This window comes from Agrobacterium pusense, assembly GCF_900102105.1.
GTDB classification, from domain to species: domain Bacteria; phylum Pseudomonadota; class Alphaproteobacteria; order Rhizobiales; family Rhizobiaceae; genus Agrobacterium; species Agrobacterium pusense.
Genome location: NZ_FNBB01000003.1, coordinates 17,048 through 39,389 on the forward strand (window position 1 = coordinate 17,048; position 22,342 = coordinate 39,389).

Here is a 22,342-nt window from a genome sequence, read left to right on the forward strand (position 1 = left end):
ATGCAAGCTATCCCCGTCTCCGCAAAATTCCGACCCGGGCTGCAATTCCTGCGGCAGTTTTCACGCTCACCGCTTGCGCTCATCGGCCTCATCCTGATCATCCTTATTGCCCTTCTGGCGATCTTCGCTCCGATGTTATCGCCTCAAAACCCCTACGACCTGATGCAACTGGACATCATGGATGGCCGCATGCCGCCGGGATCGGAGGCTTCCGCTGGCTTCACCTTCGTCTTCGGCTCGGACGATCAGGGGCGCGACATGCTCTCCGCCATTCTCCACGGTCTGCGGATCAGCCTGATCGTCGGTCTCGGATCGGCGGCTATCGCCTTCGTCATCGGCACCGCTTTCGGCCTGACAGCCGCTTATGTCGGCGGCAAGGTGGAGACGGCCATGATGCGCATTGTCGATCTTCAGCTCTCCTTTCCCACGATCCTTTCGGCGCTCCTCATTCTTGCGCTGCTCGGGAAAAGCGTCGGCAACGTCGTTTTCGCCATCGTGCTCGTGGAGTGGGCGACCTATGCCCGCACCGCCCGCGGCGCCGCACTGACCGAACTGCGCCGCGAATATGTTGAAGCGGCAAGGTCGTTGCGCCTTCCCCACCGGAATATCCTGTTTCGCCAGCTTCTGCCGAACTGTCTGTCGCCGCTGGTGGTCCTCCTGACAATGCAGGTCGCGCGCGCCATCACGCTTGAGGCGACGCTCAGCTTTCTTGGCCTTGGCGTGCCCGTTACCGAACCGTCGCTCGGGCTCCTCATTTCCAGCGGCTATGAATTCATGTTGTCGGGCACCTACTGGATCGCGCTTTTCCCCGGAATAGCGCTGCTCGTAACCATCTTTGCGATCAACCTCGTCGGCGACCGCATGCGTCAAATGCTCGATCCGAAGGCTGCACAGAAATGACCGCCATGCTCGAAATCAAAGGTCTGAAAACTGAAGTCGTGACCGCCGAAGGCCGCGTCACCCTTATCGACGACATCAATCTCGACCTCGCGGCCGGTGAAGTTATGGGCCTTGTGGGAGAATCAGGATCGGGGAAATCGGTAACCGGCCTGTCGATCATGGGGTTGATCGATAAACCAGCGCAGGTGACGGGTGGCCAGATACTTTTCAAGGGCAGGGATCTGCGGACGCTCTCTGAACGGGAGTTTCGCTCCATTCGCGGCAACCGGATTGCCATGATTTTCCAGGATCCCATGTCCACGCTCAACCCCGTGCTGCGTATCGATACGCAGATGATCGAGGTGGTGCGTGCCCATGAAACGATCAGCAAGCAGGCGGCCCGCGAGAGGGCGCGTGATGCCTTGGGCATGGTCGGCATTCCAAGCCCTGAGGAGAGGCTGAGCGCCTACCCGCATCAATTCTCCGGCGGAATGCGGCAGAGAGTGGCCATCGCCATCGCACTCTTGATGTCACCGGATCTCATTATCGCCGATGAACCGACCACGGCACTTGATGTCACCATCCAGGCGCAGATCCTCTCGATCGTGCAGAAGCTCGCGCGCGAAAGGGGAACTGCTCTCATCTGGGTTACGCACGACCTCTCGGTTGTCGCTGGCCTCGCCGACCGCCTTTCGGTCATGTATGCCGGCCGCATCGCCGAACAGGGCAAGACGGCCGATCTGCTTCGACGCCCCATGCATCCCTATACGAACGGCTTGATGGCGAGCCTTCCCGCGCACAACAAACGCGGTTTCAGGCTCAAACAGATATCGGGCACGACGCCCTCCGTTTCCAATATGCCGAAAGGTTGCGCCTTTCACCCCCGCTGTTCGTCAGCGACCGAGCTCTGTCTCAGTCCACCGCAGCTTGAGCCCGTAGAAGGCCGACTTCTTCGCTGTTTTCACCCCGTCATGGAAGGAGCGCCAGCATGAGCAATCGACTGGAGGTCCGCAACGTCAGCAAGCGCTTCAGCCGCAAATCCGGCCTGATCGAACGTGGCGCCGAATTTATCGGCCTGAAATCCCCCAATCCCGTCGTCCGCGCTCTGGATGATGTCAGTCTTACCGTCGCAGAAGGTGAAGTCGTCGGTATCGTCGGTGAATCCGGCTGCGGGAAGTCGACGCTCGGACGGGTGGTGGCTGGTCTGCTGCAGGCGTCAGACGGAACCGTGCTCTTTCGGGACAAGCGCCTTCAGGACATGCAGGGCGACGAGGCAGAGACGGCGCGGCTGAAGGTCCAGATGATCTTTCAGGACCCGTCCTCCTCCCTCAATCCGCGGCAGCGGGTGCGTGAGATCATTGGTGCTGCGCCACTGCATCATGGGCTGACCACGGCGCGGGAGCTGGATGACTACGTCAACCAGCAGATGGCGCGCGCCGGCCTTGATCCGTCAATGGCGTCCCGCTTCCCTCACCAGTTCAGCGGCGGGCAGCGCCAGCGTATCGGCATCGCACGCGCGCTTGCGGTTCAACCGGACATGCTGATCTGTGACGAGTCGGTCGCGGCTCTTGATGTGTCGATCCAGGCGCAGATACTCAACCTTTTTCTCGACCTCAGAGAACAGCTGGACCTGACTTACATCTTCATCAGTCACGACCTCTCCGTTGTTGAGCATATCTCCGATCGTGTGGTGGTGATGTATCTCGGCCGTGTCGTGGAGGAGGCGACCGTCGAGGAGTTGTTCGCCCATCCCAATCACCCCTATACCCGCGCCCTTCTTCAGGAACGACCAAGCCTCGATCCCGTGCAGCGCAGTTTTTCTGCGATCGAAGGGGAAATACCAAGCCCGCTTTCACCGCCGTCAGGATGCCACTTCCACCCGCGTTGTCCGCTGGCGATGGAACGCTGTCGTGTCGAGCGGCCGGAGCTGCGTTCGGTTGGTTCGCGCCACAAGAGCGCCTGCCATCTGAACGACTGACGTCGGCAAATCCAAAACCAAAACCGCAAAAGGAAGAAATATGTCTGTTTCAGCACCTCTGGAACATTTGTCTGCCGAGCAAGGCCAGGAATTTCCCTCACAGGAATGGAAGCAGGTAGCTAATCCTGCCGACCACGGTCTTTCCGCCGATGTTCGCTCGAAAGTCGATGCGGCTCTGGAGGCCTTGCCGACCACGTCGTTTATCGCGGTTGCCGGTGGCGAAATCCTCTATAGCTACGGTGATATTTCCGAGGTGAGCTATCTCGCCTCGACCCGCAAGAGCATCCTGTCGATGCTGATGGGCAAAGCCGTTGCCGAAGGAAAGATCGATCTCGATCTGACCATGGCGGACCTCGGCATCGATGAGGATCACGGCCTGTTGCCTATCGAAAAGACGGCGACGCTGCGGGACCTTCTGATCAGCAGTTCCGGCGTTTACCATCGGCCTGGGAGCCCCGGCAGCAATACCAAGAACATTCCCGAGCGCGGCTCGAAGAAACCCGGCACGTATTTCCACTACAACAACTGGGATTTCAACGTTCTCGGGGCCGCTTTTGAACAGTTGACCGGCCGCAGTGTCTTCAAGGCATTCGAGGAAGATTTCGCAGGCCCGATGCAAATGCAGGATTTCGACCTTTCTCGCCAGCGGATGATGGGTTACGAGGGCGCATCGCGATACCTTGCCTATCACTTCTTCCTGTCCGGGCGCGACATGGCGCGGCTGGGGCTTGCGATGGTCCGACAGGGTCGTTGGGGCGACACGCAGGTGATGCCGACCGAATGGGTTGCAGAAAGCACAAAGATCCGCGTTCCTGCGGAAAGCATGAATGAGAGCGAAAAGTCGCGGATTGCCGGCTACAGCTATCTCTGGTGGATTCCCGTGGTGACGGATGAGACGCCGGAGTGGCAGGGCGCCTGTGTTGCCGCCGGCCATTTCGGGCAGTTCATCCTGTGCCTGCCAGCGCTCGACATGGTTTTCGTCAACAGGAGAGCAATCCCTGATCATCTGGCGATTGCCCGCAATGACGGCAGCTTCAAGGAAGAATTGCCGGCGGTGACCATGGAAAATTTCCTTGGCGTCGCCGATCATTTCATCCGCGCAAAGTTGACGACCGGATGATGCTGCAAGGCCGCTGATCCATCAGGGCGCGTCCCCGATGAAACAGTCGGAAATCTGCTCCCGCAGCCACTGACTTGCCGGATCGCGTTCCTTTTCGGCAAGCCAGATCATGCTGGTCGACTGTTTTTCTTCTGCAAAGGGAGATTCCAGCAGCAGCAGTTCGTGCGAGCGTTCGAAGAGTTTCGCAACGCTTTCCGGCATGATCGCCACAAGATCGCTGCGGGCGATGATCGCCACCGCTGCAGAAAAATGCGGCACGACGGCAACGACTCTTCGCTCAAGCCCCATGGCGTCCAGCCGGTCGTCGATCCAGCCACGACGGCTTGGCGCGGAGGTTACCTTGACGTGTCCAAGCGACAGCAGCGCATCCAGCGTCAAAGGCTTCTGCGCGGCCGGATTGGTGGCCGACATGATGCAGACGCGCCTTTCTGTAAACAGCGAGGTGCAGCGGTAACGGGCCGGAAAATTGTCCGCCGTCATGACGGCGACATCAATCGTGCCTTCATCGAGATGCTCCTGGACGACGGGGAGAAAGTTTCGATTGTTGGCTACGCCCGTGCGCGGCATGTGAATGACTTCCAGCACGCAATGCTTAGCCCGTGCTTGTACACGTTCAATCAGGCGAGGCATCAGTACGACGGAGAAATAGTCGTTCATTCCGATCCTGAAGGCGCGGTGCGATGTTTCCGGTTCGAATTTGAGATGTGACAACATCACGGTTTCGGTATCTTCGATGATACGCCGCACTGCCGGAAAAATCTCCGCGCAGAACCGCGTCATCACGAAACCACCTGACGTCTTCCGGAACAATTCGTCACCCGTGATGGCACGAACGCGCTTTAGCGCATGGCTCATGGCGGGTTGGGAGAGACCGATATACTCGCCTGCTGCCGTCATATTGCCTTTGACGACGAGGGCATAGATGACCTTGAGTAGATTGAGATCGATGGATCCCAATGAAAATCGCTGCATGCGAACCTGCCTTAGCCTTCAAAACGTGCATGAACACAATGGCATGGACCGCGCCTGGCGAAAATAGGCGGCAGCCTTTCGCTTGCGGTCTCAGGCGTCGGCTGCCTGGCTCGCGCGACACCGGCCGAAAACAACGGGGTGGAGGAAACCTTTAGCCGGCTTTCTGCCCGTTGACACGAGCTGCGGCCCTTTCCGGCACGAAAAGATTATCAGCCATGAAGTCAACGAACACGCGGATTTTTGGCGATAGATAACGGCTTGTCGGCCAAAGGACGCGGAAAACACCCGCTTCCGCTGTGAAGTCTTCGAGTATTGAGACCAGCGTGCCCTGTTCAATCTGTTGAGCCACGGCGAAATGGGGCAGGCAGGTTATGCCAAAGCCGTTTTCTGCAAGGTGGATAAGCGGTTCAAGTGTGCTGGCCACCGTCGTCGTTGGCAGCGTGATGCGCAAATCTTTGCCGCTTCTGGCCAGCGGCCATGGCTCCAGTTTGCCCGAGTTGGCAAATCGGTGATGCATGCAGCGATGACTTGGCAGGTCCTCGGGAACGAGCGGCATGCCTTGTCTCTCCAAATAGGCAGGCGAGGCGACGATCCGGTGTCGGAAAGAACCAAGTTTGCGGCTCATCAGCCGCGTGTCGCGCACCTCGCCAGTGCGGACAACGGCATCGAAACCTTCTTCTATCACGTCAACCAGTCGGTCGGTAAAATCGAGATCCAGCGTGATGCCGGGATATGCTTTCATGAACGCGGATATTGCCGGCATGAGCAGCATTCCCGTCAGCGGAAAACTCACGCGCAACAGGCCATGAGGTTCGCTGTGGGACCTTGAAAGCTGCGCCTGCGCCCTGTCCAGCTCAGACAGAACGCGCCGACAGGTATCGAGAAAAAAGCTCCCTTCCTCCGTCAGCGTCATGCTGCGAGTCGAGCGATGGAAAAGCCGTACCCCCATCTCCTGCTCAAGCCGCGCAATGGCCTTGCCAACGGCGGAGCTGGAGAGACCCAGCCTTTGAGAGGCTGCAACGAAGCTGCCGCCTTCGGCGGCCTGAACGAAAATACTCAGCGTCCCAAGCTTATCCATATCGCTCCCATTAAGGAATATTCTTCCGCTCTGATTGGAATACGCGACTGTTTATCGCTTATCGCTCGGCCGGTATCCAGTGGGGACCCGACAATGGGTACTGATTTTCACGAAAGGAAAGCATATGGACAGGACATTCACCGCCGGATTTGCCATCTCCCCGGAGCCAACAACTTTCATCGTCAATGTCATTCATGCCCATCCGGGCAAGCAGGATGAAGCGTTTCAAATCATTCAGGACGTGGTCCACTACGTGGCAGAACGAAAGTCCGGATTTCTGTGGAGCAATCTTGCGAAGAGCACTGACGGGCTGACCGTGGTCAATATCGAAGCAATTCAGGGGGCGGGCAACGTAGACGAATTCTTTTCAGATCCGGTTTTCGTTGAAAAATTCCGTAAGCTCGACACCGTCTCCACCAGCGAATTCCATGCATACACTGTCGGCGATCTCGTTCTGCCCAAATTGGACAAGACGGGCTGACACCATGTCACATTCGTTCCCGGACAACCGCAAAACGGCCGCAGGATCAGATGGCAATCGATTGCCGATGGCGGCACTGCTTGCCCTTGCCACGGCCGGCTTCATCACCATTTTGACGGCGTGGACCTTGGCGTCAGCCCGTCCGTTATCGGCCAACTCGTCACGGTTTACGCCATAGGGTCTCTGGTGGCGGCCATTCCGCTCACCGCAGCCACCCAGCGGTTTCGCCGCAAACCACTTCTCCTCTGCGCCATTGCCGGTTTTGCCGTGGCCAATACGATAACATCCGTCACCGACAGTTTTGGCATCCTGCTGCTGGCGCGATTTTTTGCCGGCGTATCCGCAGGCCTGCTTTGGGCGATGGTTGCCGGTTACGCGGCGCGCATGGTTCCGGATCAGCTCAAGGGGCGCGCCATTGCTGTCGCGATGGTCGGTACGCCGCTGGCCCTGTCATTGGGTATTCCCGCCGGTACGCTGATAGGGTCCGAGATCGGTTGGCGAAGTACATTCTCGGCCATGACCGCGTTGACCGTGGTTTTGATCGGCTGGGTACTGGTGAAGGTGCCCGATTATCCGGGCACCACGATCAACGAACGGATCACGATCAGCGGAGCATTGGCAACAGGTGGGATCAAGTCTGTCTTGATGGTGACGTTGCTGTTCGTCCTGGCGCACAACATCCTCTATACCTACATCGCCCCGCTCGTGGCTCCTGCGGAATTAACTCAGAAGCTCGACGTTGTTCTGCTGTTGTTCGGGGTAACGGCCATCGCAGGGATTGGTATTGTCGGCTATCTGATCGGGCGCTGGCTGCGCGAACTTGTGCTAGCAAGCATCATGCTCTTCGCTGGCGCCGCCTTGACCTTCGGCCTCGGAGGAACCGTGCCTGCACTCTTCTGGCTGGCAACCGGTGTATGGGGATTGGCCTTCGGTGGCGCAGCCACACTGTTTCAGACCGCTGCCGCCAAAACCTCGGGAAAGGCGTCGGAGGTTGCGCAAGCCATGATCGTGACCGCCTGGAACCTTGCGATTGCGGGCGGCGGCATCATTGGTGGCCTGTTGCTCGAACACTTTATAGCTTACCTAGAAAAGGAGAGGGCATTTCCGTCGAAGCAATCTACTTGATGTCAGATTTGAGCCGAACGGGACATGATTTCCGCAAACGGTTCACGTCTGTCATAAAAGTCGTCATTGCGAGCGCCTCGGACCAATTTCACGGCGCCTCGCCTGATGCCTGTCGCCATCGTTGCAGCTCAGCAAGTGTAAAGCGCGGCGTTATGTGCTGGGGGCAGTTCCAGTCGAAAGCTTCCACGCCGATGAGGACAAGACGTTCCACCCGAGCGGAATAGTCTGGCATGGTCAGCCTCTCCGCCAGCGACGGATCATCAGCTGCGTCGATGATGCGGATTCGGCCAAAGATTTTCAGGCGTTGCCGGTGCGCGTAGTCCATCAGGAACAGTGACACGCGGTCATTTGCCGTCACATTACCTGTCGTAATGTATTGCCGGTTGCCGCGAAAATCTCCAAAGCCCAGGAGCGCCGGCTCGAGAACGGTGAGAAAACCGGCTGGTCCGCCCCTGTACTGGACGTAAGGCCAGCCCGTTTCCGAGACGCTGGCAAGATAAAAACCGTCACGCTCCCCAATGAAGCCTGCCTCTGCGGGGCCAAGGCGCTGGCTCCGGGTCGTTTCATCCACACCACCGCGCGCGGCAATCCGCGCCCATTGCTCCGCGCTTCCATACTTATCCTGCGCGGCCGCGACGGAAGGAGTCGTGGCAATATCGAGATATCTGCTCATTTTCCATCTGCCTTTCCAGAGGCCTGAACGGCCTCAGTCTTGCAAAGCCCAGTCCGCAACCTGCCAGCGGATTTGTCCCCGATCGGCAACGACGTGGCCCAGCCCCGGGAACGGCATGTGCGTCGCCGCTATGAGTGTGCCTTCCGAAGCAGCGCGGGGAAAGAAGCGGTCGCGCATTGCCTTGGCCGCTGCCCGGTCCTGTTCGAATAGAAAGAACACGTCAGTCGCTGCCGGATGTACGACCGGGAAGATCATGTCTGAAACCATGATAAGGCTCTTTCCCTCATCTTCCACGCGAACACCGATATGGCCGGGTGTGTGGCCGGTCAGGTCGACAATCGAGACGCCCCGCGCGATTTCGCGCTCCCCGTCGATCGCCTGAAGTCTGGGGTAGAGACGCACGACCTCTTCCGCCATCTGAAAGCTGGTCTGAAGGTAATCCGGCGCGCCACTACGCTTGGCCGGGTCGGTCCAATGCTTGACGTCGCGCCGATCGATATAGACTTCCGCGTTCGGATAGTTGTTCCTGCCGCCGGCGATCAGGCCGCCCATGTGGTCCTGATGCATGTGCGTCACGATCACCGCGTCAATCTGATCAAGCCGCAGACCGAGCCTGGCAAGCGCCTGCGGCAGGTTGCCGGTTTGCCCGATGGAGCCCGCTGCGCCGGCATCAATCAGGATGCGGCGTTGGCCGTCATCGACGAGATACTGATTGAACAGAAATCGCACTCCGCTTGGCCTGGCGGTGAACTGGGCGGCAGCCGCCTGTTCCACCTCGGCCGGATCCCGCCCCGGGAAAAAGTTGTAGGGCATATCCGCATAACCATCCGTCAGCGCCGTCACCGTAAAGCGGCCGATGCGGATCTGTGCCAGCGGGGGTACGCTGGCCAACGTCGCGACCGGTTCCGGCGTTGCGGCGATGGCCTGCGCACTATGGATCAGGCCTCCCGCGAGGAGGCCAAAAGGAAGAGCGCTTGCAAAGGCACGACGCGAAAGATCGGGCATGATGTCTTTCTCCTTATTGTGGCAATGGGGAAGATCCCCGGCATCACGAAAGCTAGGATATCCAAAACCAATAGGGTATCCTGCGATTTCAGGAGATTACCTCTCAATTTATGGAAGGATGGAATGGATCGGTTTGAAGCGATGTCAGTGCTGCTCGCGGTGGTCGATGCCGGCAGCCTCTCGGCCGGCGCACGGCGATTGCAGGCGCCGCTCGCCACGGTCAGCCGCAAGGTCGCCGACCTCGAAAAGCATCTTGGAGCCCGTCTGGTACTGCGTACCCGCCGCGGGCTGACCTTGACGGAGGAAGGGCGAAATTACGTCGCCGCTTCCCGGCGTATTCTGGGGGAACTGGACGCGGCTGAGCGGCAGGCGAGCGGCGATTACGGCGCGCTGCGCGGAGGGCTGCATATGACCGCTCCGATCGCGTTCGGGGAGCGCCACGTTCTGCCCATAGTGCTCGAATTCCTGAAGGAGCAACCCGAAATCGACATGCGGCTGACGCTGACGGACCGCCAGATAAGTCTGGCGGATGAACCCGTTGACGTGGCGCTGCGCATCGGCCATCTGGCCGATAGCGCGCTGATCGCAACCCGTGTCGGTTCGGTCCGTCGGGTCGTCTGCGCCAGTCCTGACTATATCGCCCGGCGAGGCGTTCCGCTTGATCCCGATGACCTCGCCCGGCACGACGGTATAAGCTTCCAGGGCTTCGCGACCGCGCCCGAAGTTCGTTACCGGCGCGACGGGACGACCTTCAATGTCGAACCCCGCCCCAGGCTTGCGGTCAACACGACAGAGGCCGCAATTCAGGCAGCCACGTCCGGTATTGGCATCATCCGGGTGCTCTCCTACCAGGTCGCCGATCAACTGCGTTCCGGCGCCTTACAGGAAATTTTGACCGAGTTCGCACCTGAACCGCTGCCTGTTAATGTCATTCATGGGCCGGCCGAGCCCTTGTCGATGAAAGTGCGCTGCTTTCTCGACTGGCTCACACCCCGCCTGCGCGAACGGATGGCTCAATGAGGTCCGCTCCGGACCCACGGCCGATTTGCTTCATTTCTGCAGCCAACCGAGCGCAAGGTCGCCTGCCTCATGTCGTCGGAGGCGTCCGCGCAGTCAGTTTATTTCCATCGGGATCGCGAAGATATGCGACGAACGCCCCGTTCGGCCGCGCCGTCGGCGGGCTCTCGATTGCCGTGCCGCCATGCGCGACGCCGGCGGCATGCCAGGCTAAAACATGATCGGGGGTCGCCGCCGCAATACCGATCGTTCCGCCATTGGCAGCAGTCGCCGGCTTGCCATCGATCGGTTTCGTGATCATGAGCCGCCCACCCTCATGGGCGTAAATCAGCCGACCTCTTGCATCCATTTCGCCGGGCTTGCCGCCCAGAGCGACAAAGACGGCATCGTAGAATTTCCTGGCCCGCTCCAGGTCGTTGCTGCCGATCATGACGTGGGTGAACATGTTTTGTCTCCTCTCAGGTGTGGCGGTGTTTTCTGACGTTCAGCGGTCGAAATTTCCCAGATATCGGGCAGGTGATGTACCAAGCGCCTTCTTGAACATGGTTATGAACGCAGACACGGATTGATATCCAAGATCGCCCGAAACCTGCTGCACCGTTGCCCCCGCGGCAAGGCTTCGGATAGCGACAATCACCTGCAATTGTTGTCGCCAGCGGCCGAAGGTCAGGCCAGTCTCGTTTTGGACGAGGCGGGCAAGCGAATTCTCGCTCATCGCCATTCGTTTTGCCCATTGTGCCATCGTACTACGGTCGGATGGATCTTCCGCCAGTTCCGATGCAATGCGTGCAAGCCGGGGCTCATCCGTCAGCGGCAGATGAAGATGCTCAACCGGCATCCGCGACAAGGCCGACAGAAGCAGCGTTGCCATGACTTCCGAGTCAGCAGTCGCCACAGCGGACTGGTCGGCCATCTCGATGATCAACTCTCTGACGAGCGGGGACAGGGAAAGCGTGCAGCACCGGTTCGGCAGATCGGCGGCCCCCGGCTCGATGAACAGGAAGAACAAACGCGCGTTGGCGGTCGCCACATTGCTGTGACGCATGCCTCCTGGAACCCAGACGCCACAATGAGGCGGAACCATCCACATGCCGCTTGGGACGCGACATGTCACGCCTCCCCGCAGGGGCATAACAAGCTGGCCTTTGCGGTGCTGGTGTTCCGGAGCCTCGCGTTCGTTCTGCGACACGTCGATTCTCACAGCGCGAGCGCGGGACGAGGAGCTTTCGAGATCATGGTCGGCGAGGGCACCGGACAGGGATATAGGCGTCTGGTGGTATTTAGTGATCATTAGAGAGAATATCTAAATTCTTCTTCCGGTTTTGTCGATAGGGTCATCCGGAAAGATGCTGGAGAAGAAGATTATGGCACTTCAAAAATATGACGACCGCTGGTGGTCGGATATTATCCGGACTGAAATTCGTCTTCCCCTGAAAGGTCCTCGCGGGTTCTGCGTCCTTCTCCCGTTACGACCCAGGGCAAGGTTGGCCCGCGCTACGGTGCTGAAAAGGATGACAGACGGGCTCGTTTCGAAAGTCCGAGCGCTCGTTGCCCGCCATCCACCGGTCATGTCGACCGGTGTGTCCGCCGACCCGGCCGAAGCCTATCTGCACGCCTGCCTTGCAGTACCCTTCTTTTGTTATGTGTCGCCAGCGACTTATGGCCTCGCAGACGAGATCACCAGCAATAAACAAGGCATTGAGCGCAGCGCCCCCGCACCGGAGGATGCGGTGTGAGCAGCCGGCCAGTTGTCACCAGCGGGAACGTCATCTTTTCGCTGAAATCATTCCTTGCGGCCATGCTGGCATATCTTGTTGCCATCAGCTTCGATTTGAACCGACCGTCCTGGGCAGTTGCAACCGTCTATATTGTCGCTCATCCCCTCTCCGGTGCGATATCGTCGAAATCGGTATATCGGCTTCTGGGCACGGTCATCGGCGGCGGTGCGACGATCCTCATGGTCCCGAACCTGGTGAACGAACCGATATTGCTTTCCGGCGCGATCATCGTATGGGTCTCCGGGTGCACCTTTGTCAGTCTTCTTGATCGCACACCACGCAGTTATGTTTTCCTGTTAGCCGGCTATACCGTTCTTCTCGCAGGACTGCCGCTCGTCAACGCCCCGGCAAACACCTTCGACATTGTCGTTTCCCGCACCGAAGAGATCGGGCTCGCGGTCATATGCGCATCGATTGTCAGTCACGTCGTTTTTCCGGTTCACGTGGGGGCAGCGCTTCTCAACCGGATCGATGGATGGATGGCCAGGGCGCAGAAGCTTTTCGAAGCCACAGCAACCGGCAAAATGGACGAAACCCAAAATCGGATGGAACGCCACGCGCTAGCGGGGGAGGCGGCCGATCTGCGGTCGTTCGCGGTGCATCTTCAGTATGACGGATCCAGATACCGAAGCAGAGTGGCGCTGGTGAAGTCGCTGCAGCACCGAATGGTTTCCTTCCTGCCCCTACTGAGCGAACTGGAGGATTTGCGACGATCGCTGGGGAGGTTGGACCCTGCCTGCCGGGAAAAGGCATTGGCGATAGTCGCGGAGGCGGATTCGCGTCCGGGAGGCTCCTTCTCCACGATCGGTGCGCTTGCCTTCCCCGCCTCGCTGCCGACATGGGAAAAACTCCTCCTTGTCAATTTCGCCCGAGACTTGCGGACTGTTTCTCGGCTCTCTGACGAGTGCCTTACTCTTCGAAAATCCATTGAAGATGAAAACGGAGCAAGAGGCGCCCGCGCGCCCGACAGAGCGCCCGCACCGCATCGCGAAATCGGAATGGCGTGGCTGTCGTCGGTGGCGGTTGCAGTATGCCTCGTAACATCGCTCTTCTTCTGGATTGCCACCGGCTGGTCCGACGGAGTTACCTTCGCCCAGATATCCGGTGTCCTTTGCTGCCTCCTTGCCACCATGGACGACCCGGTTCCTGCCATGCGCAAGTTTGTTAATGTGACGATCGGTGCAGCCATTGCGGCATTCGTCTACGGCTTTGCAGTTCTTCCGGTAATCGACGGGTTTGCATCGCTCTCTGCTGCTTTGGGGTTGTTTCTGATACCGGCGGGCATATGTCTTGCAGTGCCTTCACTCGCCATTGTCGGCATGGGGCTTTGCATAAACTTTCCCCTTTTTCTCACCCTTCAGGCATATCCCGCGACAGATTTCGGCACATTCGTGAATGCCGCGGGGGCGACCATACTCGCAATGGTGTGGACGATCACGGTTTGCGGTCTCTTTCGATCCGTGCGAGTTGAGACAAATGCGAGAAGGCTTCTTTCTGTTGTACGGAAACATGTCGCGAACATCGCCGTTGGTAAACAGACCGACGTTCTCGCCGCCCATTATCGCATGATTGACGTATCCGGCCTCTTCGCCTCAAGACTGGCGAAACTGCCTCCGGTGTCGGAGGTCGGCGGCTATGATCCGTTAAGGGATATCCGGGCAGGGCTGCATCTGATTGCAATGCAGGAGCTTTTACCCAAGGTTTCGAACGGTATTCACCTCGCTGCACAACCGGTCTTTCAGGCGGTCACAATTCTATACCGCGGCCGTGCCGGTAAAGGTGGAAAAATCCTGGAAAGCGCCGTCCGGGCGCTGGATGATCTGATCCTTTCTCCTGCGGCCATCACCGTGATGGATAACGAACTTCTGCTGCGCGCCGCTGCTCTTCGCCTGTGCATTTCTCCGGACGCTGACGCGCCCGCTCCCCAGATACCCGGGTCTTGGAGGAAAGCCGCTTGAAGGAACAGGTCGATCTCTATGGCATTTTTCTGCCCTCGTTCGCAGCGCTCGCACTGTTTGCGTATGCAGGATTTCGTCTTCTCACATCACTTCTCGAAAAGATGGGGTTTTACCGGATGGTCTGGCACCGCTCCCTGTTCAACCTTGCGCTTTACATTACCCTTGTCGGCGGATTTTCTGCCGCTATCGACTGGTTTCCATGATCATGAAAAATCTGACGTTTACTGCGGGTCGACTGCTTCTCACCTTCTCCATGACGGGATGCGCTGCGGTGCTGGCCTGGCACTTATGGTCTTTCTACATGGAGGCACCATGGACGCGTGATGCCCATGTGCGGGCGGATATCATCCGATTGGCACCAGATGTTTCCGGGCCTGTCGCCGAGGTTCTGGTGTCGGACAATGCACAGGTGGAGAAAGGAACGCCGCTGTTTCGCATCGAAACAGATCGCTTCGAGCTCGCGCTGCGCGAGGCAGAAGCGCAGGTAACAGCGACAAGGGCGGCGGCGGAGTTGGCGAAAACCGATTTCGAACGGTATCAACTGCTTGCGTCAAAGGAGGCGGCAAGCCTCAAGGAGCGTCAGTACGCCGAAAGCCGGATGTATCAGGCAGAGGCCGCCTATCAATCTGCGCTGGTTGCCCGGGATCTGGCAAGGCTCAACCTTGAGCGCACAACGGTCAGGGCACCGGCATCCGGTGCAATCACCAACTTTTCCCTGCGCAGGGGTAACTATGTCGTTTCCGGCAACGCCGTGGGAGCCTTGGTGGAAGAAGAATCCGTCTATGTCGCAGGATATTTTGAAGAAACGAAGCTCCCCCGGATTCACATTGGTGATCCGGTAACGATCAGTATCATGGGCGAAGCTCAGTCGGTCACCGGACGTGTTGCAGGCATTGCCGCGGGCATTGAGGATCGGGAGCGAAGCGATAATGCGGGTTCTCTGGCAAGCGTCGCCCCGACATTCTCATGGGTCCGACTTGCCCAGAGAATCCCGGTGCGGATCGAGATCGATGACGCCCCAAAGACGGTTCGGCTCGTTGCGGGAAGGACCGCAACCGTTTCGATCGAGCAGAGGAGTAACCAGGCGGGACTTCGTCATCCATCACCCTCCGCAATCACACCCTGATCGCTACCGAAGCCGAGTTTTGAGGGGCCCGCGGTTCCAAGCCACGGCAGGCCGAGATGGAACCACTGGTGGCAGAGACCGTTCGTTCCATGATCCAGGGGGAGCGCGATGTTTGAAAATTTCAGGCTGGAAATGATCAATGTCCCGGAAACGACGCTCCGGGTTCGCCATGGCGGCAAGGGCCCGCCGCTTCTTCTGCTTCACGGACATCCTAGAACACACACAACCTGGCACAAGGTGGCTCCCATTCTGGCCGACAAGTTCACGGTTGTTTGCCCCGATCTGCGAGGTTTTGGCAAGTCTGGCAAGCCGTCTGACCCCTATGATCATGAAGCGTCGTCAAAGCGGGCCAAGGCTCGTGACTGTGTTGCGCTCATGGAACATCTCGGTTTCGACCGGTTCTTTCTGGCCGGCCACGACCGTGGAAGTTACACGGCATTTCGCACCGCGATGGACCACCCGGCAAGAGTCGAGAAGCTCGCGATCCTCGACGGTGTTCCGATCCTCGAAGCGCTGGAGCGGTGCAATCTTCGCTTTGCACAGCGATGGTGGCACTGGTTCTTCTTTGCTCAACACGACAAACCCGAGCGGGCCATCCTTGCCGATCCCTTGGCATGGTATGGCGGGAGCGAGGCTTCGATGGGAAAAGAAAACTTCGCGGACTTCCGCTCGTCCGTCGAAGACCCCAGGACTGTTCAGGGCATGCTGGGTGATTATCGCGCGGGTATCCACATAGACCATCTCCACGATCTTGATGATCGAAATTGCGGAAGAAAGCTGACATGCCCACTTCATGTCCTCTGGTCGCTGCAGGACGATCTGGAAATGTTGTACGGAGATGTCCTGTCGGTATGGCAGCCCTGGTCAACCCTTCCCGTTTCGGGTCTGGGAATAGACAGCGGACATCACATGGCAGAAGAGGCTCCAGCGGAACTGGCGCGCGAGCTCATCTCGTTTTTCACCGAATGAGGCTGTCGATTTCGTCTGCGCCTTGCTGTGTAGGCGATGGGTATTGTCGCCGGATTTTACCGCCCCGCAGTCGACACCCGAGACCATAGAGTTGCACCTCTTCCATTCGATCAGGACCGCGACCTCAATCCGGAACGGAGCAGCAGCATAAAGGCGGGCGCGCCTATAATTGCGGTGATGATGCCCGCCGGAAGTTCGAGTGGCGCGATAATGCTGCGACCGATCGTGTCGGCGAAAGCGAGCATCACAGCGCCGAGCGCCATCGCGACTGGAAGGCTTTTGGCATGGCGCGCCCCGGTCAGGAGCCGAGCCGCGTGGGGCGCGAGCAAGCCAACGAAACTGACGGCTCCGATGGAAGAAACGGCGATTGCCACCGCGACGGCGGCATAGAGCATCGCGTATTTGCTCGCATCTCCCGTCGCGAGGCCCAGTGAGCGGGCTTTTTCGTCCCCAAGTAAAAACGCATCAAGATGACGGCTGAACAACAGGCCGATGGCCGACAGGGCGAAGACCCATGGCATCAGTACGACGGCGTCGGCGTAGCCACGGGCGTGCGTCGAGCCGATGAGCCATGAAAGTGCCTGAGCCGTTTGCAGGCGAGCCTCCACGACGATGATCGTTGCGGCCGCGCCCAGGCTTGCTGCGATTGCGACACCGGCCAGAACGAATTTCTCAGGAGAATATTTCGGCGCCAGCAACCGGAGCAGCAAGAGCACGGTGATGGCCCCGGCCAGAGCGACCGTCTGGAAAGTTGGCGTTGCGGGTGCAAATCCCAACAGGAGCGCGACGAGGCTAAACAGCGCTGCTCCCTGTGTAAGGCCCAGCGTCTCCGGCCCACACAGCGGATTGCGCGTCACCGCCTGAAGGACGGTGCCGGCAGCAGCCAGCAATGCACCACAGCCAAGTGCCACAAGAAGGCGAGGCGCGCGCAGGTCGAGGTTTCCCGTCACCTCGGCAATCGTCAGTGACAGCCCGTCGCCTGCCGCGAGACTTGCCGCGATGGCTATCAGGCCCAAGGCGGCAAGCGCTGCCGCGGCAAGTGGCAGGGGCGCTATTCCTACGGGCAAGCCGATTCGGCGCTCCCCCCCGATCTTTGCCTTCCGGAGCAGGAGCAGCATGGCCGGTGCACCAAGGCAAGCAACCGTAACGCCTGTGGGTATGCTCGTGCCATTGCGCGCGAGGCACTGCGTGACGACATCTGCGAGGAGCAGGGTGTTTGCTCCCCAAACCATCGAAAGCGGCAAATGGCGATGATGCCGAATTATACCCAATGCGCGCAAAACATTCGGAACTGCAAGGCCGATGAAGCCAATCGGCCCTGCGAGGGTAACGGCGGCGCCGCAGAGAAGAACGCCGACGAGCAGACCGAAAAGTATGACGGCCCGTGTCACCCCGAGACTGGCCGAGGCCTGATCTCCCAGTCCCAGCAAGTCCAGGGCGCGCGCCATCACCATGAGCATCAGGAAAGACAGGAGCACCAAGGGGATTGTCGTGGTGATCCTGCCCCATCCGGTCTGGTCCAGGATACCGGAGGACCAGAGCAACAGACCGGACGCCCGTTCGTCGGCGAGAAGCACGATGGCCGATGATATGGCGGAAAAACAAAGTGATACGGCGATACCCGAAAGAGCCAGCCGGCCGGGCGCCGCTTGAAAGCCGCCTGCCAGCGCGAGACATGCAGCTGCGCCGGCGAGGCCGCCTGCGCTTGTCGCGATGATGGGTGGCAGAGTCAAGGGCAGCAACAAGGTTGATACGACGAGGAAAAGCTGCGCGCCGCTGGTAACGGACAGTATATCCGGAGCCGCCAAAGGGTTTCGCAAGACGGTCTGGAGAACCGAACCTGCCAGCGCTAGGGCGGCGCCAGTTGATATTGCTGCGACCATACGGGGCACCCGGGTCGTTTCCAGAATTGCCTGCGCGAGTGTTTCCGGGGCTGTCGGAAAAAGAAACACGTCCCTCCAGCCCACCAGACTGCTCCCCACTCTGAGTTCCAGCGCCGCCAGGAGCAGCAAAAGGATCACGCCAACGGGCCAGACAAGAGATGGAGCCAATCGATGAAGGGCGAGGCGAGACAAAGTCATGGTTGAGCCGAAGCCGGGCGGTTTTGCCGATTGCCGGTGCCGACCCAGTCAACCATGCAATAGGTTCGCCCGCTTCCGTCGGGATGTGGAACGAGATCGACGTCACACTCAAAGGCCTGCCGCAGCAGGTCAGCCCGAAGCACCTGGTGTGTCGGCCCAGCCGCGAGAACCTGACCCTTCTGCATCAGGACGACGTCATCGGCGACATCCATAACCTGATTGAGATCGTGAAGCACCGCGATGATCGTGAGCCCTTCCTCCGAGTTGAGTTTGCGCAGGAGTGTCAGCAGCTCGGCCTGATGTCTGATGTCGAGAAAGCTCGTGGGTTCATCAAGAAAGAGGACACGCGGTTCCTGCGCCAGAGCCATGGCCAGCCAGGCGCGCTGCCTTTCACCGCCGGAGAGGGTCGTGAGTTGACGCGCACGTAAGTCCTGGAGGCCGACGCGAAAGATGGCGCTTTCGATAATTCCGCGGTCCCGTGTCGACAGGCGTCCCAGCCAGGGGCGATGAGGATAACGGCCTTGTTCAACGAGTTCCTCGACGCTCAGACCGATCGGAATCTCCGGCGTCTGGCTCATGACGGCAACCTGACGGGCGACGGTGCGCCGTGACAAAGCGTTGAGCTGCTGCCCGGCCAGGTGGACCTCACCCTCCGTCGGTTGTTCGAGCCCGGCGAGGCATTTGAGCAGCGTGCTTTTCCCGGAACCGTTCGCGCCGCATATGACGGTAATACGGCCTTCGAATGCAATCGCATCGACCTGCCGAAGCGCTTGAGCCTGATCATAGACGACGCTGAGACCAATCGCCTGAGCGGCGATTGTCTGCGTCTTCTGTTTGCTTGCGAGCCCCGTCATCCGGCAGCCTCGCGCATGGCTTTGCGCAGGGAGGACAGGCTGCGATAACCAACGTCTGCGGCTGCCTCTTCCAGACGCGCTCCCTCCGCCTGCCGGCGCATGACATGCGCCATGCGCAAGCGACGCCGCCATTCGGCGAAACTCATGCCCGTCTGAATTCGGAATTTCCGGGTCATGGTGCGCCGGCTCATGCCGAGATTGTCTGCCCAGCGGTCAATATCAAGATCGAGCGATGGGGTTTCGGAAAGGTCCCGGCACAGCCGCTGCAATCGCTTGTCACTTGGCATTGGAAGCGCAAACGGGCCTTCCTCCGCATTGGCAATTTCTTCGAGTATCAGAGCTGCCAGATGTCCGCCGCGGCCATTTTCGTCATAAAGGGTTGGTTCCTTCAGGAACGCTCCAACCGTGGCCGAAAGGAGCGTCGAGGTCGAGATGACACGTGGCGGCTCCCACGGCATGGCGATCCCCGGGTCCGGCTCGATATAGACCGACTGCATGGAAACCCGCCCGTGTGAATGGACGGCATGTGGTATCTCGGGCGTTATCAGCAAACCGTAACCACAGGGGATGATGAATGAGGTGTCGGGGGTGCGGGCGGTCATGAAGCCGTCGATGATCTGGAGCAATTGCCCTCGGCGATGGCTGTGCCAGCCAAAATCGACGCTTTGCTCGTAGGTCCGCGCCATGGCAGCGACAGGCCGCGGCACATTTTGAAGATCGGCTGCCCTTTGCGGCTGTTTCATCGTGTTTCCAGGCAATGGGATTCCCCACGGGGGCCTTGTGGCCGCATCCAACGGGAAGAGCCATAGTCGCGTCGCGTCTGTATTTCAAAAGGAAAAATTGGCCCGATGGAACAGAATAATATCATTTACCAGGATCGGGCCACAAAACGGCCCGCAAGAGCTCGATTTTGACCTGACAATGCTGATAAAAAAAGTCTAGTTAAGCGGCAAGCGTGCGGGAAAAGAAATCACTGCGGACAGTCCGGAGTAGCCTTTACGCAGTATTCCTATCACAGGTCCTCCAATGCAGAACACCCACCTTCGCCTTCGCACATCAACCTGCCACGTCACCAGACAGCAGCTCCTGTTTCTGGTGTCAGGCGTTGCGTTGGGAGCGCTTGTCCTCCAGCCGGGAAGGGTTGAGGCGCAAGAGGCAAGTGGGTCCACCGTGCTTGAGCCAATCGTCTTACGGGGAAAGACGGGCACCAAAGGGGCGCGTGTCGAACAGCGTGGTTACGTTGCGACGCAATCGGCTTCGGCCACCAAGACTACGACGGCGATTGCCGAGACGCCGCAATCCGTCTCCGTGATCACCCGGGGCGCGATGACGGATCGAGCCGTGCAGACGGTGGCGGACAGCCTGCTCTATAGCGCGAACGTCAACGGCCAACGCTACGGTAACGACCCCCGTTCGGATTACTTCAGCATTCGCGGCTTTAGCGCCGATCTCTATCTCGACGGCTTGCGCGTGCCGCAGATTGCAAACCAGACCGGTGGCTATGCCGGCTTTCGAGTGGAACCCTACTTCCTTAATCGCGTGGAAGTGCTGCGCGGACCAAGTTCGGCGCTTTTTGGACAAACGAATGTCGGCGGCGTCGTCAACATGATCAGCAAGGATCCGTCAGAGACCGCTGGCGGAGAAGTCTATGCGCGGTTCGGAAGTTATAATCAGAAGGAAGCAGGGTTTGACGTCACGGGCCCTGTCGGTGCGGATTCAAATCTTACCTATCGCCTGGAAGGCATTATCCGCGACAGCGAAACAATGAATGATTTCGGCAAGAACGACCGTTTCGCCATCAGCCCGACGGTCAGGTGGTCGCCGGATGAAGATACCAGTCTCACGGTTTATGGGGCCTATATGAAGGATGACGCCGGCCAGGTGCCCTCGCTTATTCCAGCACTCGGGAGCATCTATCCCAATCGTCTCGGTTTGACGATACCGCGCAGCTTTTCGGACGGCGATCCCTCGTTGGCGATTTACGACAAGGAAACGGCCTACATTGGATATCGGCTCGAACACGCAATTAGCGACGATCTCATTCTACGCCAGAATTTCCGGTACTCATATCTGGACGTCAATTATCAAAACCTTTTCGGCAACGGCCTTTCCGCCAACCAGCGCACGCTTTCACGCCTCGTTTACAATGCGCAGCCAACGCTCAACGCCGTGGCGCTGGATACCAATCTTGAGTACAAGTTCGACAGTGGGCCAATCAGCCATACGCTTCTCGGCGGTATCGACGTGCAGTGGCAAAACCTTGTGAACAGGACAGGATCACGCAGTGGCCCCACACTCGACCTGTTCAATCCGGTCTACGGCATTGGCGTACAGCCGGCAGCACTGACGACACGTCTTGATCAGACGCAGCGTCAGGTCGGTTTTTATCTCCAGGATCAAATGGAACTCGGCGGGCTTCGACTGACGGTTGGCGGCCGCCAGGACCATGTCAGCAACGATTCCGACAGCACCACGCTTGCCAGCGGTCTTACTACCCGATACCGGCAGGACGATAGTGCCTTCACCGGCAGGGTCGGTGCCGCTTATGTCCTTGATAGCGGTCTTGTGCCCTACGCGCTTTACTCCACGTCCTTCTCCCCGGTGCTGACATTGGCGCCAACGCCGCTGAAGCCAACCAAAGGCGAGCTGAAGGAAATGGGCGTGAAATTTGCGCCACAGGGCGAGGACTTCAGCCTTACTCTTTCCGGCTTCGAGGCGACACAGCAGAATGTCGTCAACCGTGTTGCAGGCGTTTATTACCAGACTGACGAGGTGCGCGTCCGCGGGATCGAACTGGAGGCCAACGCCACCCTCTGGGACAGTCTCAATGTTACTGCGGCGGCGAGCTGGCAGGATCCTGTGGTAACCGAGAGCCAGACGCCCACCCAGATCGGGAAAATGCCGTATACCGTTCCAAAGCAGCAGCAGTCGCTGTTCGTGAGTTATGATCTGCCGATGCCGGACAGCTGGAACGGCAAGCTGACAGTCGGTGGTGGTGTCCGTCGCATCGGCAAGACTGCCGGGGATACCGCGAACTCATTCTTCGTTCCCGGTTATACGCTGGTCGATGCCTTTGCCCGTTACGAACATGATCGCTATTCGTTCCAGCTCAACGGCTACAATCTCGGAGACAAGACCTACATCGCCGGTTGCAACACCACCACGCAGTGCTATTACGGGCAGGGTTTGACTGTTGTCGGAACAGTGAGCGTGAAGTGGTAGCGGGTATAGGCAGACGATCGTTCTTG

Annotated in this window: 22 protein-coding genes; 13 read left to right on the top strand and 9 right to left on the bottom strand. The window is 59.0% G+C overall.

What is annotated here, in order from left to right:
- From BLU28_RS09120 to BLU28_RS09135, 4 genes are read left to right on the top strand one after another with little or no spacing between them, the layout of a single operon-like run.
- On the top strand, window positions 1–900 hold the full coding sequence (locus BLU28_RS09120) for an ABC transporter permease (RefSeq protein WP_022563199.1): 900 nt from the start codon (window positions 1–3) through the stop codon (window positions 898–900).
- Entirely contained in the window at window positions 897–1,871 is a 975-nt protein-coding gene (locus BLU28_RS09125) for an ABC transporter ATP-binding protein (RefSeq protein ID WP_077985879.1), read from the top strand. The genes BLU28_RS09120 and BLU28_RS09125 overlap by 4 nt, the downstream gene beginning before the upstream one ends.
- Window positions 1,868–2,857, top strand: a complete 990-nt coding sequence (locus tag BLU28_RS09130; RefSeq protein WP_022563197.1) for an ABC transporter ATP-binding protein — start codon at window positions 1,868–1,870, stop codon at window positions 2,855–2,857. Before BLU28_RS09125 ends, BLU28_RS09130 begins: the two co-directional genes overlap by 4 nt.
- Before the next feature lie 40 nt (window positions 2,858–2,897).
- Window positions 2,898–3,977, top strand: a complete 1,080-nt coding sequence (locus BLU28_RS09135) for a serine hydrolase domain-containing protein (RefSeq protein ID WP_022563196.1) — start codon at window positions 2,898–2,900, stop codon at window positions 3,975–3,977.
- A 21-nt stretch (window positions 3,978–3,998) separates the two neighbouring features.
- On the opposite strand, the gene BLU28_RS09140 is transcribed toward BLU28_RS09135, so the two are convergent.
- Together BLU28_RS09140 and BLU28_RS09145 are read right to left on the bottom strand one after the other, a co-directional pair.
- Window positions 3,999–4,949, bottom strand: coding sequence for a LysR family transcriptional regulator (locus BLU28_RS09140; protein WP_022563195.1), 951 nt, complete (start codon window positions 4,947–4,949; stop codon window positions 3,999–4,001).
- A gap of 151 nt (window positions 4,950–5,100) precedes the next feature.
- Window positions 5,101–6,027, bottom strand: coding sequence for a LysR family transcriptional regulator (locus tag BLU28_RS09145; protein WP_022563194.1), 927 nt, complete (start codon window positions 6,025–6,027; stop codon window positions 5,101–5,103).
- Between the two features lie 124 nt (window positions 6,028–6,151).
- Here BLU28_RS09145 and BLU28_RS09150 point away from each other — a divergent pair, with 124 nt between their 5' ends.
- Window positions 6,152–6,508: an antibiotic biosynthesis monooxygenase gene (locus tag BLU28_RS09150; RefSeq protein WP_077985878.1), complete on the top strand. Its 357-nt coding sequence runs from the start codon at window positions 6,152–6,154 to the stop codon at window positions 6,506–6,508.
- 120 nt (window positions 6,509–6,628) lie between these two features.
- Window positions 6,629–7,633 (top strand): MFS transporter, encoded by a 1,005-nt coding sequence (locus tag BLU28_RS09155; RefSeq protein ID WP_234794393.1) that lies wholly within the window; start codon window positions 6,629–6,631, stop codon window positions 7,631–7,633.
- An 88-nt stretch (window positions 7,634–7,721) separates the two neighbouring features.
- Here BLU28_RS09155 and BLU28_RS09160 read toward each other — a convergent pair whose 3' ends face one another.
- Together BLU28_RS09160 and BLU28_RS09165 are read right to left on the bottom strand one after the other, a co-directional pair.
- Window positions 7,722–8,306 carry a pyridoxamine 5'-phosphate oxidase family protein gene (locus BLU28_RS09160; protein WP_022563190.1) on the bottom strand — a complete coding sequence of 195 codons (585 nt, stop codon included), beginning with the start codon at window positions 8,304–8,306 and terminating at the stop codon, window positions 7,722–7,724.
- A gap of 33 nt (window positions 8,307–8,339) precedes the next feature.
- Window positions 8,340–9,311, bottom strand: a complete 972-nt coding sequence (locus BLU28_RS09165; protein WP_077985877.1) for an MBL fold metallo-hydrolase — start codon at window positions 9,309–9,311, stop codon at window positions 8,340–8,342.
- A gap of 123 nt (window positions 9,312–9,434) precedes the next feature.
- Between BLU28_RS09165 and BLU28_RS09170 the strand changes: the two genes are divergently transcribed.
- The gene (locus BLU28_RS09170) at window positions 9,435–10,331 is read left to right on the top strand and encodes a LysR family transcriptional regulator (RefSeq protein WP_175477676.1); all 897 of its coding nucleotides are present in this window, start codon (window positions 9,435–9,437) and stop codon (window positions 10,329–10,331) included.
- 67 nt (window positions 10,332–10,398) lie between these two features.
- Here BLU28_RS09170 and BLU28_RS09175 read toward each other — a convergent pair whose 3' ends face one another.
- Together BLU28_RS09175 and BLU28_RS09180 are read right to left on the bottom strand one after the other, a co-directional pair.
- On the bottom strand, window positions 10,399–10,773 hold the full coding sequence (locus BLU28_RS09175; RefSeq protein WP_022563187.1) for a VOC family protein: 375 nt from the start codon (window positions 10,771–10,773) through the stop codon (window positions 10,399–10,401).
- A gap of 39 nt (window positions 10,774–10,812) precedes the next feature.
- Window positions 10,813–11,619, bottom strand: a complete 807-nt coding sequence (locus BLU28_RS09180; protein WP_175477677.1) for an AraC family transcriptional regulator — start codon at window positions 11,617–11,619, stop codon at window positions 10,813–10,815.
- 55 nt (window positions 11,620–11,674) lie between these two features.
- Between BLU28_RS09180 and BLU28_RS09185 the strand changes: the two genes are divergently transcribed.
- The 5 genes from BLU28_RS09185 to BLU28_RS09205 all read left to right on the top strand — a co-directional run bounded on the left by BLU28_RS09185 (window position 11,675) and on the right by BLU28_RS09205 (window position 16,159).
- Window positions 11,675–12,064, top strand: a complete 390-nt coding sequence (locus BLU28_RS09185; protein WP_234794394.1) for a hypothetical protein — start codon at window positions 11,675–11,677, stop codon at window positions 12,062–12,064.
- The gene (locus BLU28_RS09190) at window positions 12,061–14,064 is read left to right on the top strand and encodes an FUSC family protein (RefSeq protein ID WP_077985875.1); all 2,004 of its coding nucleotides are present in this window, start codon (window positions 12,061–12,063) and stop codon (window positions 14,062–14,064) included. The genes BLU28_RS09185 and BLU28_RS09190 overlap by 4 nt, the downstream gene beginning before the upstream one ends.
- Window positions 14,061–14,267 carry a DUF1656 domain-containing protein gene (locus BLU28_RS09195; protein ID WP_004446037.1) on the top strand — a complete coding sequence of 69 codons (207 nt, stop codon included), beginning with the start codon at window positions 14,061–14,063 and terminating at the stop codon, window positions 14,265–14,267. The genes BLU28_RS09190 and BLU28_RS09195 overlap by 4 nt, the downstream gene beginning before the upstream one ends.
- Before the next feature lie 2 nt (window positions 14,268–14,269).
- A complete protein-coding gene (locus BLU28_RS09200; protein ID WP_077985930.1) occupies window positions 14,270–15,190 on the top strand; it encodes an efflux RND transporter periplasmic adaptor subunit in 921 nt (306 codons plus the stop codon).
- Between the two features lie 108 nt (window positions 15,191–15,298).
- Entirely contained in the window at window positions 15,299–16,159 is an 861-nt protein-coding gene (locus tag BLU28_RS09205; protein ID WP_077985874.1) for an alpha/beta fold hydrolase, read from the top strand.
- A 110-nt stretch (window positions 16,160–16,269) separates the two neighbouring features.
- Here BLU28_RS09205 and BLU28_RS09210 read toward each other — a convergent pair whose 3' ends face one another.
- The 3 genes from BLU28_RS09210 to BLU28_RS09220 are packed head-to-tail and all read right to left on the bottom strand — an operon-like array spanning window position 16,270 to window position 19,837.
- On the bottom strand, window positions 16,270–18,180 hold the full coding sequence (locus BLU28_RS09210; RefSeq protein WP_234794395.1) for an iron ABC transporter permease: 1,911 nt from the start codon (window positions 18,178–18,180) through the stop codon (window positions 16,270–16,272).
- 56 nt (window positions 18,181–18,236) lie between these two features.
- On the bottom strand, window positions 18,237–19,094 hold the full coding sequence (locus tag BLU28_RS09215) for an ABC transporter ATP-binding protein (RefSeq protein ID WP_077985872.1): 858 nt from the start codon (window positions 19,092–19,094) through the stop codon (window positions 18,237–18,239).
- Window positions 19,091–19,837, bottom strand: coding sequence for an AraC family transcriptional regulator (locus BLU28_RS09220; RefSeq protein ID WP_035208712.1), 747 nt, complete (start codon window positions 19,835–19,837; stop codon window positions 19,091–19,093). The genes BLU28_RS09215 and BLU28_RS09220 overlap by 4 nt, the downstream gene beginning before the upstream one ends.
- 283 nt (window positions 19,838–20,120) lie before the next feature.
- Between BLU28_RS09220 and BLU28_RS09225 the strand changes: the two genes are divergently transcribed.
- Window positions 20,121–22,316 carry a TonB-dependent siderophore receptor gene (locus BLU28_RS09225; protein ID WP_077985871.1) on the top strand — a complete coding sequence of 732 codons (2,196 nt, stop codon included), beginning with the start codon at window positions 20,121–20,123 and terminating at the stop codon, window positions 22,314–22,316.
- Window positions 22,317–22,342: the final 26 nt, after the last annotated feature.

Excerpts from the sequence above, each read along its gene's own strand:
- BLU28_RS09140 (WP_022563195.1), bottom strand. The coding sequence starts at position 4,949 with ATGCAGCGATTTTCATTGGGATCCATCGATCTCAATCTACTCAAGGTC.
- BLU28_RS09205 (WP_077985874.1), top strand. The coding sequence starts at position 15,299 with ATGTTTGAAAATTTCAGGCTGGAAATGATCAATGTCCCGGAAACGACG.
- BLU28_RS09120 (WP_022563199.1), top strand. The coding sequence starts at position 1 with ATGCAAGCTATCCCCGTCTCCGCAAAATTCCGACCCGGGCTGCAATTC.
- BLU28_RS09145 (WP_022563194.1), bottom strand. The coding sequence starts at position 6,027 with ATGGATAAGCTTGGGACGCTGAGTATTTTCGTTCAGGCCGCCGAAGGC.
- BLU28_RS09135 (WP_022563196.1), top strand. The coding sequence starts at position 2,898 with ATGTCTGTTTCAGCACCTCTGGAACATTTGTCTGCCGAGCAAGGCCAG.
- BLU28_RS09220 (WP_035208712.1), bottom strand. The coding sequence starts at position 19,837 with ATGAAACAGCCGCAAAGGGCAGCCGATCTTCAAAATGTGCCGCGGCCT.
- BLU28_RS09175 (WP_022563187.1), bottom strand. The coding sequence starts at position 10,773 with ATGTTCACCCACGTCATGATCGGCAGCAACGACCTGGAGCGGGCCAGG.
- BLU28_RS09170 (WP_175477676.1), top strand. The coding sequence starts at position 9,435 with ATGGATCGGTTTGAAGCGATGTCAGTGCTGCTCGCGGTGGTCGATGCC.
- BLU28_RS09215 (WP_077985872.1), bottom strand. The coding sequence starts at position 19,094 with ATGACGGGGCTCGCAAGCAAACAGAAGACGCAGACAATCGCCGCTCAG.
- BLU28_RS09185 (WP_234794394.1), top strand. The coding sequence starts at position 11,675 with ATGCTGGAGAAGAAGATTATGGCACTTCAAAAATATGACGACCGCTGG.
- BLU28_RS09160 (WP_022563190.1), bottom strand. The coding sequence starts at position 8,306 with ATGAGCAGATATCTCGATATTGCCACGACTCCTTCCGTCGCGGCCGCG.
- BLU28_RS09130 (WP_022563197.1), top strand. The coding sequence starts at position 1,868 with ATGAGCAATCGACTGGAGGTCCGCAACGTCAGCAAGCGCTTCAGCCGC.
- BLU28_RS09200 (WP_077985930.1), top strand. The coding sequence starts at position 14,270 with ATGAAAAATCTGACGTTTACTGCGGGTCGACTGCTTCTCACCTTCTCC.
- BLU28_RS09125 (WP_077985879.1), top strand. The coding sequence starts at position 897 with ATGACCGCCATGCTCGAAATCAAAGGTCTGAAAACTGAAGTCGTGACC.
- BLU28_RS09225 (WP_077985871.1), top strand. The coding sequence starts at position 20,121 with ATGCAGAACACCCACCTTCGCCTTCGCACATCAACCTGCCACGTCACC.
- BLU28_RS09180 (WP_175477677.1), bottom strand. The coding sequence starts at position 11,619 with ATGATCACTAAATACCACCAGACGCCTATATCCCTGTCCGGTGCCCTC.
- BLU28_RS09150 (WP_077985878.1), top strand. The coding sequence starts at position 6,152 with ATGGACAGGACATTCACCGCCGGATTTGCCATCTCCCCGGAGCCAACA.
- BLU28_RS09165 (WP_077985877.1), bottom strand. The coding sequence starts at position 9,311 with ATGCCCGATCTTTCGCGTCGTGCCTTTGCAAGCGCTCTTCCTTTTGGC.